At 69.3% G+C, this 15,089-nt stretch carries 15 protein-coding genes and 3 tRNA genes; 5 read left to right on the forward strand and 13 right to left on the reverse strand.

Annotation, left to right across the window (positions count from 1 at the left end; translation table 11 throughout):
* Positions 1 to 13: 13 nt before the first annotated feature.
* Positions 14 to 1,510: an LCP family protein gene (locus HW274_RS10000; RefSeq protein WP_185988730.1), complete on the forward strand. Its 1,497-nt coding sequence runs from the start codon at positions 14 to 16 to the stop codon at positions 1,508 to 1,510.
* Between the two features lie 83 nt (positions 1,511 to 1,593).
* On the opposite strand, the gene galE is transcribed toward HW274_RS10000, so the two are convergent.
* The 3 genes from galE to HW274_RS10015 form a co-directional block, all read right to left on the reverse strand.
* Positions 1,594 to 2,583 (reverse strand): UDP-glucose 4-epimerase GalE, encoded by a 990-nt coding sequence (gene galE / locus HW274_RS10005; protein WP_075254742.1) that lies wholly within the window; start codon positions 2,581 to 2,583, stop codon positions 1,594 to 1,596.
* A gap of 99 nt (positions 2,584 to 2,682) precedes the next feature.
* Entirely contained in the window at positions 2,683 to 3,234 is a 552-nt protein-coding gene (gene purE, locus HW274_RS10010) for a 5-(carboxyamino)imidazole ribonucleotide mutase (protein ID WP_185988731.1), read from the reverse strand.
* Between the two features lie 74 nt (positions 3,235 to 3,308).
* Positions 3,309 to 4,604: a 5-(carboxyamino)imidazole ribonucleotide synthase gene (locus HW274_RS10015; protein ID WP_075254744.1), complete on the reverse strand. Its 1,296-nt coding sequence runs from the start codon at positions 4,602 to 4,604 to the stop codon at positions 3,309 to 3,311.
* Positions 4,605 to 4,670: 66 nt separating this feature from the next.
* On the opposite strand from HW274_RS10015, the gene HW274_RS10020 reads away from it, so the two are divergent.
* Genes HW274_RS10020 through HW274_RS10030 form a run of 3 tightly spaced genes read left to right on the forward strand, consistent with a single transcriptional unit; the run spans position 4,671 to position 7,308 of the window.
* On the forward strand, positions 4,671 to 5,942 hold the full coding sequence (locus HW274_RS10020) for a hypothetical protein (protein ID WP_075254745.1): 1,272 nt from the start codon (positions 4,671 to 4,673) through the stop codon (positions 5,940 to 5,942).
* Positions 5,943 to 5,982: 40 nt separating this feature from the next.
* Entirely contained in the window at positions 5,983 to 6,567 is a 585-nt protein-coding gene (locus HW274_RS10025; protein WP_260679055.1) for a GtrA family protein, read from the forward strand.
* A gap of 9 nt (positions 6,568 to 6,576) precedes the next feature.
* Positions 6,577 to 7,308, forward strand: coding sequence for a VTT domain-containing protein (locus tag HW274_RS10030; protein WP_075254746.1), 732 nt, complete (start codon positions 6,577 to 6,579; stop codon positions 7,306 to 7,308).
* Positions 7,309 to 7,366: 58 nt separating this feature from the next.
* Here HW274_RS10030 and HW274_RS10035 read toward each other — a convergent pair whose 3' ends face one another.
* From HW274_RS10035 to HW274_RS10050, 4 genes are all read right to left on the reverse strand, one after another.
* The gene (locus HW274_RS10035) at positions 7,367 to 8,443 is read right to left on the reverse strand and encodes a sensor histidine kinase KdpD (RefSeq protein ID WP_075254747.1); all 1,077 of its coding nucleotides are present in this window, start codon (positions 8,441 to 8,443) and stop codon (positions 7,367 to 7,369) included.
* An 86-nt stretch (positions 8,444 to 8,529) separates the two neighbouring features.
* Positions 8,530 to 9,201 (reverse strand): response regulator transcription factor, encoded by a 672-nt coding sequence (locus HW274_RS10040; protein WP_075254748.1) that lies wholly within the window; start codon positions 9,199 to 9,201, stop codon positions 8,530 to 8,532.
* 217 nt (positions 9,202 to 9,418) lie between these two features.
* The gene (locus tag HW274_RS10045) at positions 9,419 to 10,567 is read right to left on the reverse strand and encodes an adenylate/guanylate cyclase domain-containing protein (protein ID WP_081376277.1); all 1,149 of its coding nucleotides are present in this window, start codon (positions 10,565 to 10,567) and stop codon (positions 9,419 to 9,421) included.
* An 89-nt stretch (positions 10,568 to 10,656) separates the two neighbouring features.
* Complete coding sequence (locus HW274_RS10050; protein WP_075254750.1) at positions 10,657 to 11,574, reverse strand: biotin--[acetyl-CoA-carboxylase] ligase; 918 nt, start codon at positions 11,572 to 11,574, stop codon at positions 10,657 to 10,659.
* A gap of 34 nt (positions 11,575 to 11,608) precedes the next feature.
* On the opposite strand from HW274_RS10050, the gene HW274_RS10055 reads away from it, so the two are divergent.
* Positions 11,609 to 12,274, forward strand: a complete 666-nt coding sequence (locus HW274_RS10055; protein ID WP_185988732.1) for a nucleoside triphosphate pyrophosphatase — start codon at positions 11,609 to 11,611, stop codon at positions 12,272 to 12,274.
* A 24-nt stretch (positions 12,275 to 12,298) separates the two neighbouring features.
* Here HW274_RS10055 and HW274_RS10060 read toward each other — a convergent pair whose 3' ends face one another.
* The 6 genes from HW274_RS10060 to HW274_RS10085 all read right to left on the reverse strand — a co-directional run bounded on the left by HW274_RS10060 (position 12,299) and on the right by HW274_RS10085 (position 14,995).
* A complete protein-coding gene (locus HW274_RS10060; RefSeq protein WP_075254752.1) occupies positions 12,299 to 12,970 on the reverse strand; it encodes a MarR family winged helix-turn-helix transcriptional regulator in 672 nt (223 codons plus the stop codon).
* A 507-nt stretch (positions 12,971 to 13,477) separates the two neighbouring features.
* Positions 13,478 to 14,290, reverse strand: coding sequence for a MaoC/PaaZ C-terminal domain-containing protein (locus HW274_RS10065; protein WP_075254772.1), 813 nt, complete (start codon positions 14,288 to 14,290; stop codon positions 13,478 to 13,480).
* 97 nt (positions 14,291 to 14,387) lie between these two features.
* Complete coding sequence (gene rpmG / locus HW274_RS10070) at positions 14,388 to 14,558, reverse strand: 50S ribosomal protein L33 (protein WP_003779904.1); 171 nt, start codon at positions 14,556 to 14,558, stop codon at positions 14,388 to 14,390.
* A 60-nt stretch (positions 14,559 to 14,618) separates the two neighbouring features.
* Positions 14,619 to 14,692, reverse strand: a tRNA-Met gene (locus HW274_RS10075).
* Between the two features lie 38 nt (positions 14,693 to 14,730).
* Positions 14,731 to 14,803, reverse strand: a tRNA-Thr gene (locus tag HW274_RS10080).
* Between the two features lie 110 nt (positions 14,804 to 14,913).
* Positions 14,914 to 14,995, reverse strand: a tRNA-Tyr gene (locus tag HW274_RS10085).
* Positions 14,996 to 15,089: the final 94 nt, after the last annotated feature.

Genomic DNA, 15,089 nt, shown 5'->3' on the forward strand with positions numbered 1-15,089 from the left:
CAGAATCAGTGGTGTGACTCCGACAGACGACTCACTACCGCCCTCAATCACCCCCGGCTCCAGCGGAGGCAGGCCTCAACGCAGGCAGCGTCCCATCGATGCTGTCAACCAGCGCAGCCGCGAGCGCGGGGAGGCGTCCGGCGGCGAGGCAGTCGCCCAGCCCACTGACGTTGCCGGCGGCGCCCCGCGCCGCCCGTCATCAACCGCCGCCCGCCGCCCCCAGCGGCACTCGGTCCTGGGCCGTCAGGACGGCGACCAGCCGGCCTCGGCTCAGACCGCCTCCGCGCGCGAGGGGCAGGAGCCGCCTTCGGTCCGGCCCCGTCGCCCCTCCGCCCCATCTCAACGGGGCAGCCACGCCCGGGCCGGGTCGAGTGCGATCCCCCTGAAACCGGACACCGACGGAGGCAGCGGCGCAGCCGGGCCAGAGCGCACGCAGGCCTTGCCCGTGCGGCGCGGCACCTACCCCGTGGGCTCCGCGGGTCGGCAGTCGCCGCGGGAGCCCGCTGAGGGCGGCCCCTCACTCACGCCCCAGCGTCCGCAGCGACCGAAGCGCACCCGTCCGAGGTGGCGCCGGATCGTGGGCTGGACGGTCGTCGTCATCGTGGTTGTCCTGGCTCTCATTGCAGCGCGGGTCGCCTGGCTGTGGAATGACGTCTCCTCCCAGCTCCATCGCGTCGACGCCCTGTCCGGGGCAGCGGACACTCCGGGCGAGACCTGGCTCATCGTGGGTTCGGACGCGCGTGGCGGTGTCATCCAGGATGACACCGAAGGCGCCCGCGCCGACTCCGTCATGCTGCTGCACAAGGCGGTCAACGGGCAGACAAGCCTGACCTCCTTGCCGCGTGACACCTTCGTGGACATCCCCGAGTACGGGGAGAACAAGATCAACGCCGCCTACTCCTACGGCGGCCCCAAGCTGCTGGTCCAGACCGTGGAGAAGCTCTCCGGGCTGACCGTGGACCACTATGTGGAGGTCGGCATGACCGGGGTGTCCCAGACGGTCGACGCCGTCGGCGGAGTCAACGTCTGCCTGGACTACGACGTCGCCGACGAGGACTCGGGCCTGGTCTGGGACACCTCTCAGGGCACGTGTCAGACGGTAGACGGGACGAAGGCGCTGGCCTACTCCCGGATGCGCAAGTCGGACCCGACCGGTGACGTGGGTCGCGGTCAGCGCCAGCGCGCCGTCATCTCCGCAGTGGTCTCCAAGGCGGCGACGCCGTCCACCGCATTCTCCTTCTCCCGGCAGGACGCGCTGGTCGACGCCGGCACGAACGCACTCACGGTGGATCGCAGCGCCGGCACTATGAGCATCGCCCAGATGGTGCTGGCCTTCCGCTCCGCCTCAGATGGCGGCCTGACCGGGGCCCCGCCCATTGAGGATCCCGCCTACTCCCCCGAGGACGCCGACATCGGCGAAACGGTGCTGCTGCGGGACACGACCGCACCGGACTTCTTCTCCAAGCTGCGCGACGGGAAGCTGACGGCCGCGGACTTCAACCAGTCCTGACGCTCAGTCTCCGAAGACGCACACGTGCGGGCCGGTTCCCCGGGAAAGGGGAACCGGCCCGCACGCCGTGGTGTTGGGACCGCTCAGCCGAAGTGGGGGCGGTTGGGGTCGGCCTGCCAGGAGGTGTAGGAGGAGTCGACGATGTCATCCAGGTCGTGCTCGGCCTTCCATCCCAGGACCTCGCCGATGCGGGTGGCGTTGCCGATGAGCTGGGGCGGGTCGCCGGCGCGGCGGGCGAGCTCCTCGGGCTCCAGGTCCAGGCCCGTGGAGGCAATGACCTTGGAGACGACCTCACGCACCGAGGCGCCCTGACCCGTACCGACGTTGAAGACGTGCTCGGCCATCTCCTGGCCGCCGGCCAGGTAGTCCAGGGCGGCGATGTGGGCGACGGCCAGGTCCTTGACGTGGATGTAGTCGCGCACGCAGGTGCCGTCGGGGGTGGGGTAGTCGGTTCCGAAGATCTTGGGGGTCTCGCCCTTGGCGAGCCGGTCGAGGACCATGGGGATGAGGTTGAGGGTGGCCATGTCGCCCAGGTCGTCCCAGCCGGCTCCGGCGACGTTGAAGTAGCGCAGGCCTGCCCAGCGCAGTCCCCAGGCCTTCTCGGCGTCGGCCATCATCCACTCCCCGATGAGCTTGGTCTCACCGTAGGGGTTGATGGGGCGGCAGTCGATGTCCTCGGGAACAACCTCCACCGGGGGCATGCCGTAGACGGCGGCCGAGGAGGAGAAGATCATCTGCTTGACGCCGGCGGTCTCCATGGCCAGCAGCATGTTGGCCAGGCCGCCGACGTTCTGCTGGTAGTACCAGGCGGGGCGCTCGACGGACTCGCCCACCTGCTTGCGGGCGGCGAAGTGGATGACGGCGGTGACGCCGTGCGAGTCCATGACCTCGGCGAGGGTCTGGGGGGCCTGGCCGCTGGCGACGTCGAGCTCGACGAGGGAGGCCCCCTTGACTCGCTCCGGCGTCCCGTAGGACAGGTCATCGACGACGACGACCTCCTCCCCGCGCTCGAGGAGAAGTCGGACCACGTGCGCGCCGATGTAGCCGGCGCCTCCAGCAACGAGAATGCTCATGCCCACAGTCTACCCACACTCGCTCAGAAACGAACAGAAACGAACGCGAGATCCACGAGTCCTCTCCCCGTCATTCACGCGCCCCCTCGCAGCCCTGCCTCAGTGACTCAGCCGCTCGCGCAGGGCGGCGCCCTTGGCGTGGGCGACCTCGCTGAGGTCCGTCTGGAAGGCCCGCATGGCGGCGCCCAGGCGGGCCGCCTCCGGCCCCTGACCGGAGGCGAGGATACGCACCGCCAGCAACCCGGCATTGCGGGCCCCGCCGATGGAGACCGTGGCCACCGGGACCCCGGCGGGCATCTGCACGATGGACAGCAGGGAGTCCATACCGTCGAGGTACTTCAGCGGCACCGGCACCCCGATGACCGGCAGCTCGGTGACGGCCGCCAGCATCCCGGGAAGGTGGGCCGCTCCCCCGGCGCCTGCGATGATGACGCACAGCCCCCGCTCAGCAGCGGCGCGCCCGTAGTCGATCATCTCGGTGGGCATGCGGTGGGCGGAGACGACGTCGGCCTCATAGGCCACCTTGAACTCATCGAGGACCTCGGCGGCGGCCCCCATGACCGGCCAGTCCGAGTCCGACCCCATGACGATACCGACCACCGGCCGCCCTGCGTCCTGCGTGCCCGTCGTCGTTGCGCTGACCCCGTTCATCAACGTCCTCCCTGTCTTCGGTGTCCTGCCGTGTTCTGTCGTGTCCTGCGTGTTGTGGTCTGAATGCGTCCGACTCAGGCGTCCCCGCGCAGGATGGCGACGGCCCCGCGCGCCTGCTCGACGACCTCGGCGACCTCCTGGTGCGGACCGACCGTCATAGTGACGTGCCCGAGCTTGCGGCCCGCTCGCCACTGCTTGCCGTAGAGGTGGATGCGGGCCTCGGGGTGCGCAGCCATGGCCCGGGCCAGGGCATCGGGCCCCGGCTCACGCCGGCCGCCAATGAGGTTGACCATGACGGTGGTGGGCGCCGTGGCCTCCGTGGCGCCCAGCGGCAGGTCGAGAACCGCCCGCAGGTGCTGGGCGAACTGGCTGGTGACGGACCCGTCCTGGGTCCAGTGCCCGGAGTTGTGGGGACGCATCGCCAGCTCGTTGACGTACAGGCGCGTGGGCTCCCCGAAGGTCTCCACAGCGAAGAGCTCAACGGCGAGCACCCCGGTCACCCCGGCGCGCTCGGCGACCGTGCGGCCGATGAGCTCGGCCTCCTCGACGGCGGTCGAGTCGAGACCGGGTGCCGGCGCCAGGACCTCGGCGCACATGCCGTCCTCCTGGACCGTCTGGGCCACCGGCCACACCTCCACCTGCCCGCTGGGGGTGCGGGCCAGCAGGACGGCGAGCTCACGGGTGAAGGGGATCGCCTGCTCCACCAGGAGACTGGTCACCACCGCCCCTCCGAGGCTGCCTCCCCCACCGGCCCCGCGGCCGTCGCCCTGACCCGCTCGGGCACGGGCCACCGAGGCGATCCAGTCGGCCGCCTCGCCCTGGCGCAGGGACTCGGCGCTGCGCACCAGTAGCACCCCGTGGCCGTCATAGCCTCCACGCGGCGTCTTGAGGACCACGGGCCAGCCGTGCTCGGCGGCGAAGGCCTCGATGGCGTCGACCATCTGCTCGGCGTCCTCCTGCTGCGGCCCGCCGATCTCCGCCCAGGCGGGCTGCGGGAGCCCAGCCGCGCTCATCATCCGCCGCATGGCGAGCTTGTCGCGGGCCAGGGTCAGGGCCTGCGGGGTGGGCTGGACACTGACCCCCTCGGCCTGGAGCCTCTCCAGCAGGGCCGAATCCTGGTGCTCGTGCTCGAAGGTGAGGACCCAGGCCGGCCCGCCTGTGGGCCCGTCACTACCGTCCCCGGCGACGACGGCGCGCACGGCAGCCTCGTCGTCGGCGGCTCCGACGGGCGCGTCCGGGGTCACCTGTCCGGTGGACCCGTCCGCGGCCTCCACCAGCGCCCTGAGGTGAATCCCCAGAGCACTGGCCTCCTCCTGCATCATGCGGGCCAGCTGCCCGCCTCCGATCACGGCGACGATGGGTGCGCTCACACCCCAAGGCTACCCGCATGTCGCTCATCCTCACCGCACACGGGTCCAGACCGTAGGGTGGGGGCCGTGACCCCACCCGTCTCAGAGTCCTCCGCGTCCTCCAGCGCCCGGCACGCCCCGCCCTCGCCTTCGACACACGACGCCGCCTCGGGGTCGCGCCACTGGCTCCAGGTCCTGGTGGTCTGGGCCGCGGCGAGCGCTGTGTCCCTCCTCATCCTGCGGCTGGGCGCCCAGGACACGCCCGCCACCCCGTGGGCCGGGGCCGCACCGTCCTGGGAGGAGCACCTGCGCTTCTGGGACTCGGGCTGGTACAACCGGATCGTCGAGGAGGGCTACCCGGAACGGCTGCCCGTGGGCGGCGACGGACGGGTGGCCCAGAACACCTGGGCCTTCATGCCGCTGCTGAGCGCAGCGGCCTCCCTGCTGGGTTGGACCGGCTGGTCCTTCTACGTGCGCGCCGCCCTCGTATCGGTCCTGGCCTCGGCGTCGGCGGCGGTCGTCATGGACCGCTGGCTCTCACCGGTGACGGGCAGGCGGGCTTCCCTGTGGGCGGTGGCCCTGGTCTGGTCCTCGCCATGCGCCGCAGTTCTCCAGGTCCCCTACGCCGAGTCCCTGGGACTGGTACTGGTGGGGCTGACGCTGTGGCTGGCGAGCCGAGGGCGGTCACTGACGGCAATCCCCCTGGCGCTGGCCGGCTGCTTCGCCCGTCCCGTCGGAGTCCCGCTGGGGGCGGCGCTGGGGCTGTGGTGGGCTTGGGAGGTGGCCTGCGCCCGCGGCTGGGTCCCGCCGACCTGGTTCGCGCGTCTGGTGCCCGGCCACGCCCCGCAGGCGCCGGGCGCGCGCCTGCGACTGCTGGTGCTGGCCCTGCTCACCTGCTCGGCGGCCCTGAGCTGGCCGGTCATCGCCTGGCTGGTCACGGGCCGCCAGGACGCCTACACGGCCACTGAGACCTCCTGGCGCGGCGCGGACCTGGCGCCCGTCGTGCAGTGGGCGACCCGCCTGGGCGACTGGGTGGGCCCGCACCTGGGACTGGCCCTGCTGACCGTCGTGCTGGTCGCGGTGGGCCTGCTGCTGAGCGCGCCGAGCCTGCGGGCCCTGGGGCCCGCGACCTGGTTCTGGTGCCTGGGCTACCTGCTCTACCTCCTGGTCTTCTTCGACCCGACGACGTCGGTGCTGCGCCTCCTGCTTCCCCTGGCCCCGGTGGGCTGGGCGCTGGCCGTGGCGGCCGACACCACCCGCCGGCGGCTGGCCCTACTGGCGGCGGGCGTCGCCGGCCAGCTGCTGTGGGTCTCGTGGGTGTGGGACCTGGGCAGCGTCAGTGTTCACTGGGTGCCGTGAGCGGCCCCGGTTTGCGTGACCTGACTGTGATCGACATAGGATGCCCGCCATGACGCGCTCCTCCGGCAACTCCTTGACCCAGAGGCTCATCGCCCTCGTCAAGGAGTTCATGCAGTTCGGCATGGTGGGCGCTGCGGCCTACGTGATCGACGTCGGCCTGTTCAACCTGCTCCAGCACGGCCCCACCGGTGTCCTCTCCGGTCACCCAAACTCTGCCCAGCTGCTGGCCTCCTCGACCGCGACCGTCTTCTCGTGGATCGCGAACCGCTACTGGACCTACCGGGGCCGCACCCAGAAGAACGTCGCCCGCGAGGCCACGCTGTTCGTCCTGGCCAACCTGGGCGGCATCGCCATCACGCAGTTCTGCCTGCTCTTCACCCACCACGTCCTGGGGCTGACCTCCCCGCTGGCGGACAACGTCGCGGCCTACGTCGTCGGCTTCGGCCTGGGGACGGCATTCCGCTTCGTCTTCTACCACTACATCGTCTTCACCGGACACAAAGACCGCTCCCCCGGCGACGACACCGACAGCACCGACCCCCGGGGGCAGGCAGGCGGCGGGGTGCCCGATGCCACAGTCCAGAGGGGATCGCTCTCACGGCATGGCCGCCGGGGCACCGTTTAGCCTTGCACGGTGACTGCCCTGAACGCCTTGGCACCGGCGCTGAACCCGCCCACCGCCCTCCCCTTAGTCCACGCACCGATGCTCGGCCCCGAGTGGCTCGACGCCACCTTCATCATCAAAGCCTTCGTCGGCTGGATCGGCCCCTGGGCCATCCTCGGCGTCATGCTCGTCATCTTCGCCGAGACCGGCCTGCTCATCGGCTTCTTCCTGCCCGGTGACTCGTTGCTGTTCACCCTGGGGATGTTCGTGGCCATCGGCGAGACCAACCCGGCCCAAGGAGTTCCCGTCCCCATCTGGGTGGCGGCCCCCCTCGTGTGGCTCGCGGCCGTCGCCGGCAACCAGACCGGCTACCTCATCGGCCGTAAGGCGGGACCCGCGATCTTCAACAAGCCCGACTCCCGTCTGTTCAAGCAGGAGTACGTGGACCGCACCTCGGACTTCTTCGAGCGCCACGGTGGCAAGGCCGTCACCCTGGCCCAGTTCGTACCGATCGTGCGTACCTTCACGCCCGTCATCGCCGGTGTCGGCAAGATGCACTACCGCCACTTCATCACCTTCAACATCCTGGGCGCCACCTTCTGGGCCTTCGGCATCACCTGGCTGGGCTACTTCCTGGGAACGATCACGTGGATTCAGGACAACATTGACGCCATGATCCTGGTGATCGTCTTCATCTCGGTGGCGCCGATGCTCGTCTCCGGCATCTCGCAGTTCATCAAGTCCCGCCGCCAGAAGTCCTGACGCCCCGCCCCTCCCCTCAGCCCTCACCTTCGCCGTCGCGCGAGGGTTCAGGGGCGACTCAGAAGCGACGACGCCGGCCCACCGAGACCAGCGCGCCCTGCGGCAGGACGTTATTGGGGTCCAGGGACTTGGGGACGGCGTTGAGCAGGATGGAGAAGACGGCCGGACTGCGCTGCGACAGCTCGATGCGGCCGCCGTCGGCCTCGACGAGGTCCTTGGCCAGGGCCAGCCCGACGCCGGTGGAGCCGTAGCCGGAGACGTGCCGCTCGAAGACGTGCGGTGCGATGTCCTCGGCCACGCCCTCGCCCTCGTCGGCGATGTCGATGAAGACCGCGTGACCGCCGTTGGCCCCGCGCACGCTCACCGAGGTCGTCCCGGCCCCGTAGCGCAGGGAGTTCTCAATGACGGTGGCCAGCACCTGGGCCAGGGACCCCGGCGTGGCCAGGACCGGGTGGCTGATCTCGTCGGAGAAGGTGATGGCGCGCCCGGCCTGCTCGAAGGCCGGCTCCCACTCCTCGCGCTGCTGAGCGAAGATGTCCTTGAGGTGTAGCGCCTCCGTGGTCCCGCCCCCGGAGCGGCGCGAGACCTTGAGCAGGTCCTCGACGACGCCGGTGAGCCTCTCGACCTGCTCCAGGCAGGCGTGCGCCTCGGCACGCACCTCCTCCTCGCCTGCGAGCAGCTCGATCTCCTCCAGGCGCAGCGACAGGCTGGTCAGCGGTGTGCGCAGCTGGTGGGAGGCGTCGGAGGCGAACTGCCGCTCGGCGGCAATGCGTCCGGCCACGCGCTCGGCCGAGCGCACGAGCTCGGCCTGGACCAGGTCGATCTCCTCGATCCCCGAGGAGCGCAGCCTCGGACGGACCTGGCCGCTGCCGAGCTGCTCGGCCTCGGCGGCCAGGTAGATGAGCGGAGCGGAGATGCGCCTGGACACCCGGGAGGCCACCACGGAGGCCGCCGTGAGCGCGGTGCCGGTGAGCACCAGAACCGTGAGGATGACTGTGCCGATGATGATGACCCGGTCACCGCTCCCGGCCGAGCGCAACGCGCTGGCGATCCAGGCGCCCCCCAGCGGCAGTCCCAGCAGGAGGACGGCCACGGACACCGCCGACATCGTCATCGTCATGGCGTAACGACGCATGGCAAGCCCTCCTTCAGCCCCGATCAGCTCATCGAGGCGCCTTGGGAACCCAGCACTCCTCCCGGGAGGCCCTCCCGGTCAGCGAGTCAGCCGGCGGTCAGGAGGTAACCGTCCTCCTGGGCCAGCAGAAGCGCGGGCCGCTCCTCATCGTCACCGAGCTTGCGACGCAGCCAGGTCACGTGCATCTGGAGGGTCTGGGGACTCCCGGTGGGGTCCTCACCCCAGACCTCCTTGAGGATGTCCTCACCGGAGGTGACCTTGCCGCCGGCGCGCACCAGGACCCGGAGCAGCTCGAACTCCCGGGTCGTCAGCTGCAGCTCGCGCGAGCCGACGAAGGCCCGGTGAGCGGCCACGTCGACCCGGATCTCCCCGACGCTCAGCTCATCCTCGGTGGCCTCCCCCGAGGCGCGGCGGACCTGTGCCCGCACGCGAGCCAACAGCTCAGCCAGGCGGAAGGGCTTGGTGACGTAGTCATCAGCCCCGGCGTCCAGACCGACGACGAGGTCGGAGTCCTCACTGCGGGCGGTGAGCATGAGGATCGGGATCGTCAGCCCCTGGGCCCGCACCTGACGGGCCACGTCCAGGCCGTCGATGTCCGGCAGCCCCAGGTCCAGGACGATGATGTCGGCGGCCGAGACCTCCTCAAGGGCGCCTTTACCGGTGCCATGGGTCAGGACCTCGTAGCCCTCGCGTCCGAAGGCACGGGCGAGGGGCTCGGAGATGGCAGGATCGTCTTCGACGAGCAGAACAGTTGTCACATCCGCGATGTTATGTGACGACGCACCCCTCCGCCATCGTCCCAGAGGTGGAGAAGATATCAAGACGTGACCACCTCCGGGCCGGCAGCCTCCCGCCCCTCTCACAGCCAGAACATGTTTCGGCGAGGATACTGCGGAAAACCCCGGGATCGAGCGGCCCCTTCACGAGCCGAAGGGATAGAAAATCACGAGATGGTAACGGAACGAGGGGTTCGACTCAGGGGCGGGTCGGCGAGGTCCGCTCCAGCGACCAGGGCACGATCTGCCCCAGCCCCTTGGCCACGACCTCGTGGCACTGCCCCACCCGGTACCGTCCTGCTTCGGGCGAGCGGAGGATGGCCATGGCGGTGGACTCGTCCAGGCGGATGCCGCCGGGCTCGGCCGCGTCCACGAGCCGGGAGGCCAGGTTGACGGTGGGACCGAAGACGTCCCCGGAGCGGGAGATGACCCGCCCCTCGACGAGGCTGGCCCGCACCCGGATCGCATCCGGTCCCTTCTGGAGCTCTTCGACCAGGGCGGTGACGACGTCGGCGGCGATCAGCAGGTCGTCGGAGATGTACATGACGGCATCCCCGATCGTCTTGACCACCCGCGCGCCCCGCGAGGTGATGACGTCCCGGGCCGTGTTCTCGAAGTCCTCGAGCATGTGGGTCAGGGCGGCCTTGCTCATGCCCTGAGCGCGCTGAGTGAAGGAGACGATGTCGACGAAGCCCAGGGAGCGGATGAGCGGGTAGAGGTCGGGGCCGGTGTCCTCCCTGCCCCGGGTCGACACCTCCGCATCGGTGCGCCCCAGGATGGAGGCCATGTGGCGGCGCCACACGTAGGTCAGCTGGCGCGACAAGAGCTCCACGAGGCCGTCGATGCGGTCGAGGGCCACCAGCCGTGCGGCGGTGTCATCCAGCCCGAGACGCTCACTGAGGTCCGTGACGAAGGTCTCCAGCTCCCACAGGACCAGGCGGTCCATGGTGTAGGACTGGGCCCTGAGAAGCTCGAGCACGCTGGCCGAGGCCAGGGAGGAGTCACTGGTCTCATCCAGCAGCGCCACCGTGTCTTGAAGTGCGGCAACATCCTGGTCAGTGAAGCGGACCTCATCGGGTTGGACATCGGCGAAGCCCATGGCGCGCCAGAACTTCTGCGCCACCTCCACGCTGGTTCCAGCTCGCTGAGCCAGCTCGGTCAGGGTCAGGCTGGGGGGCGTCCCCAACAGCAGGCTCTCGTGTCCCGCCAGGGTGGTTCTCTCCGTGGGGTCCACCTCAGCAGCGGCCTCACCCTCGACACGATGCGCGCCCTGGTGAGCCTTCTGCTGGGGGACGCCCCCACGGGAGTCCGGTGCGAGCCCCTCGCTCGCTTGGCTGTCTAATGTCACCCTGCCACAGTAGCGCAGATCACACGCTCATGCCCATTGGGTAACAGACCGCATTCACCAGCAACGAGTTCATGATTCTCACGACCCCCTCAGCCCTCCATTCGCACGAGGGTCACATCGCCGGCGCAAACCTCGGTGTCACCGGCCTGGGTGCGCAGTACGAGGGCGGGGGTGACGTCAATAGCCAGCCCGCCGAGCTCACCGTCAGGAGCCTGGACACTGACCTGCTTGCCCAGGGTGGTCAGCGCCTCGCGCAGCCGGCGCCCGAGCGCGCCGCCCGCGGCGTCGACATTCCCGCCGGCCTCCTCCCACTGCCCGACGAGCCGGGCCAGCTGGTGGCCGATCGCCGTAAGAACGCTCTCCGCCACGTCTTCCGACTCGGGTCCGTTTCCCGTACCGACCGCGCCGAGCGTGCGCAGGGAGCCGGCCCAGGGCACCGGCAGCTCCTCAGCCCTCTGCCCGATGTTGACGCCGATTCCGAGGATGACCATGGGTGCCTCATCGCGGTCAGCTGGAACCGTGTCGGCAGTAAGGACGCCGGCGGCGCCCCCTGCGGCGGCTTCGGGCATGACGAGCTCACTGAGGACGCCGGTGATCTTGCGCGTGCCGGCCCAGCCAGGCACTGCGGGCACGGCCGCCGGGTCATCGGGCAGGGCGACGACGTCGTTGGGCCACTTGGTTCCCACGCGCCAGGGCAGGTCCTCAACGAGAGGGGCCAGGGCGTCACGGACTGCCAGGCCGCCCAACAGCGGCAGCCAGCCCAGGCACTGGGCGGGGACGAGGGGCCTGAGCACCACGGAGACCAGGAGGGCGCCTCCGTCGTCGGGGGTGACCCAGGCGCGCCCGGACCTCCCTCTGCCGGCGGTCTGAGCAAGCGCTCGCAGTGCCGACAGGTGCGGCCAGGACGCGCGCTCAGGTCCCGTGAGGGCTGCGCGCAGGTCGTCCTGGGTGGATCCGGTGACGGGAACGGTGTCGAGACGCGAGAAGGGGCTGCCGCCTGAGATCATGATCCGAGACTACCGGCCCGTATAGTCTGGCGACGTGATTCTCCTGGCCTCGAAGTCATCCGGCCGCTTGGCCACCCTGCGAGCCGCAGGGGTCGAGCCGTTGGTGCGGGTCTCCGACGTCGACGAGGAGGCCGTGCTCGACGAGCTGATCCGACGGCGCCGCGAGGCCGGTCTAGCGGCCCCGACCGCCGCCGAGCAGGTCCAGGCCCTGGCTCGGGCCAAGGCCCTCGACGTTGCGGCCTCCACCGACCCACAGGAGGCCGAGGTGGTCGTGGGCTGCGACTCCATGCTGGAGATCTCCGGCCAGGTCGTCGGAAAGCCCACCGACGCCGCCGATGCTCGTGAGCGCTGGCGGTTGATGAGCGGGGGCACCGGCACCCTGCACACGGGGCACTTCCTGGTGCGCGCCGCCGACGGCGCCATCGCCGAGGGGGTCAGCTCGGCCACCATCCGTTTCGGCTCCCCGTCCCAGGCCGAGATCGAGGCCTACGTCGCCAGTGGGGAACCGCTGTGGTGCGCCGGAGCCTTCACCATTGACGGCCTGGGCGGCGCCTTCATCGAGGGGATCGACGGCGACCCTCACGGAGTCGTCGGCATCTCCCTGCCGTTGCTGCGCCGCCTTCTGGCGGACCTGGACGTGGTCTGGACAGACTTGTGGGCGCCGCCACCGGTGACGAGACCGGCTGACGACGCCCACTGATCGCGCAGGCGGCGCGCGGGAGCCTCAGGAGGCCGAGGCCGCCGAGAGCCCGCAGGAGGAGTCCGGGGCCTGGGCGATGACCCTCATGAGCTCGGCCAAGGCGACTTGCTGCTCACGACTGAGACGGTCGACGACATGGCGGCGTACGCCGTCGAGGTGTACCGGAGCCGCCTCGCGCAGGAAGCTGAGGCCCTGCGGTGTCAGCGTGCAGTTGACGCCGCGACGGTCGGAGTCGCAGGAGCTGCGCTCGACGTACCCCACGTTCTCCAGGCGCCGGACCGTGTGGGTCAGCCGTGAGCGGGAGTGCGAGACGTGCTCGGCCAGAGTGGACATGCGCAGAGTCTGGTCGGGAGCCTCAGACAGGCGCACCAGGATCTCGTACTCGTGCATGGAGATGCCGCACCCTGCCTCGAGCTCACGGTTGAGACGGGCGGTGACGGAGGTGGAGGCCGCCAGGAAGGAACGCCAGGCATCCATCTCGATCTCGTCGAGCCGACGGAAGCCCTTCTGCTCCGAGGAGTCGCTCTGCCCACAGCCACCGGTCGGCTTCAGACCATCCTCGGGAGATCCCGCAGCCCCGGCCAGCTCTTGGCCGTAGGTGGCCTCAACGGCTTCCTGATCGCTCTGAGTCCACGTCATCTCGACATCCTCGGCGCAGGCCGTCGGCTCCACCATCGTCCGCTCTGCGGTAATCACCTTTATCGACTCCTCTCAGCACCGACCTGTGGCAGGTCGCGAACCCTCGAGCACGAACTTGTTGATCGCCTTTGGCTTTCATACAAGCACGACTCCACTTCTTTTTTATCACACTCGGTCGGAGCCTCAGCACTCCACCACAGTGACCCACAGCATCAGGCAACCTTGGAAACATTAGGCACCCCCTCCACTTTTCGTTGGTACTGAGCGGATCTTGGAGATCCACTTCCGTGCAGGAAAACAATTCAGGCACTGACTTCATGTCACCTGACATACATCAGTTTGACATCCTGAATACCCACCTTTGTCACGTTATCATCCCCATCTACCGATGATTGGGCGGGGGTCGATAATTCATTTTCACGTCCTCGTGTCACTTCCTTCAAGGCAGTAATGAATCTCCGTCAGAATTCTCTCCAGTAAGCGATCACTATTCCTTCATGTATTGATAGGACGACGGCTGGCTTCCGCACCATCTTCGGGTGGCGTTGACGGGGGTGGATGGGGTCACTGGCGTCGCAGGACGGGACGCCGGCCCTGAGCGATGTCCCCACTGACGGGATCGACGGCGAGCGTCGCCCACGACTCCTCCGCGCCACACTCGGAGGCCGGGACATCAGCAGAACCAATGAATACGAGGCCATTATGCCGTGAAGGCGAAGGCTGGACCAGGGCGAGACTGATCGCTCCGAGTAGCAGGCCGTGAGCGACGACCTCGCCGGGGCCTGCCGACAGACCCGCCTCGGCCGCCCTTCCGGGCAGGAGATGGATGGGGTTCCGGTCTCCGCTGGCCTGCGCCCAGGAGCCCACATCAGTGTCAGTGAGCCGGTAGAACACGCAGCCCGATGGCGTATCAAATCCGGTCCCCGGGGGCGTGAGTTTCCCGTTTTCGACGGCGCCCGGCCCGGGCGGCGACGTCCGGCGGGCGAGTTCATGGGTCACCCGCCAGTACTGCCCCTCCACCGGCGCCTCGACCGTCGCCTGGATGAGCTCCCACCCGGCGCGCTCGACCTGCCGGATCGAGACTCCCTCGGCCGCGGCCGGCCCCGGGGCGGCCGCGCCTCCCGTTGGGCTCGGGCTCATCCGGCATCGGCGGTGCACCAGTCCCTCCCAGGCGGTCTCCCCCCGGCAGTCCCACAGCCAGTCCTGGATCCGGCGCATGGCCTGCACAGCGGGGAGGATCGCCGTCGCTCCCCGCCTGGCCTGGCGGTGAGCCTCGCGGTCGGACAGTCCGGAGGAGCCGGTTGAGAGCACCCCGCTCAGGACTGCTGCGAGCCGCTCGACGGCGTCGTCACAGGAGCTGAGACCGTTCACCCTCATGATGCTAGGCACCCGCCTCGAGGAGACGACGAAGCCCCGCCGACGTCATGTCGACGGGGCTCGCTATCCGGCCGAGAGCGGGATCGCTGTGCGATGCTCAGCGGGTCTCGCGGTGCTCGGTGTGCTTGCCGCAGCGAGCGCAGAACTTGGCGATGCTGAGACGGTCGGGGGTGTTCCGACGGTTCTTCTTGGTGATGTAGTTGCGCTCCTTGCACTCCGAGCAGGCCAGAGTGATCTTGGGGCGAACGTCGGCGGACTTGCTGGCCACGTTTGTCTCCTCGTGTCGATCCTCGAGCATGCGATGGAACGCTGTACTCGAAAGCTTGCGTAGCGGGGGAGGGACTCGAACCCTCGACCTCACGATTATGAGTCGTGCGCTCTAACCAGCTGAGCTACCTCGCCATAGGAACACAATGGGGGCCATTGGCCCCCGCTGTGAGAGCCCCGAAAGGGAATCGAACCCTTGACCTTCTCCTTACCATGGAGACGCTCTGCCGACTGAGCTATCGGGGCAACGAGCCGAATCCTAGGCAGATTCGAATCGCTCTGGCAATTCGTTCCGCCGTGGCTTCGCTCACTGCGGTCCTCGCCGGGCGGCGAGGTGCGATCACGAGTGATCGCCGTGGCGGGTGAGGGATTCGAACCCCCGTAGCATTACGCGGCTGATTTACAGTCAGCTCCCATTGGCCGCTCGGGCAACCCGCCTTGGCTCCGCGCTCCAACCTCTCGGTCATCGCTTGGCGCCGTGGAAGAATAGCAAGGCAGCGGCGCGAAACGCCAATCGCCCCCGTAGGACCCT

Source organism: Actinomyces sp. oral taxon 169 (assembly GCF_013394715.1).
In the GTDB taxonomy this organism is placed as follows: Bacteria; Actinomycetota; Actinomycetes; order Actinomycetales; family Actinomycetaceae; genus Actinomyces.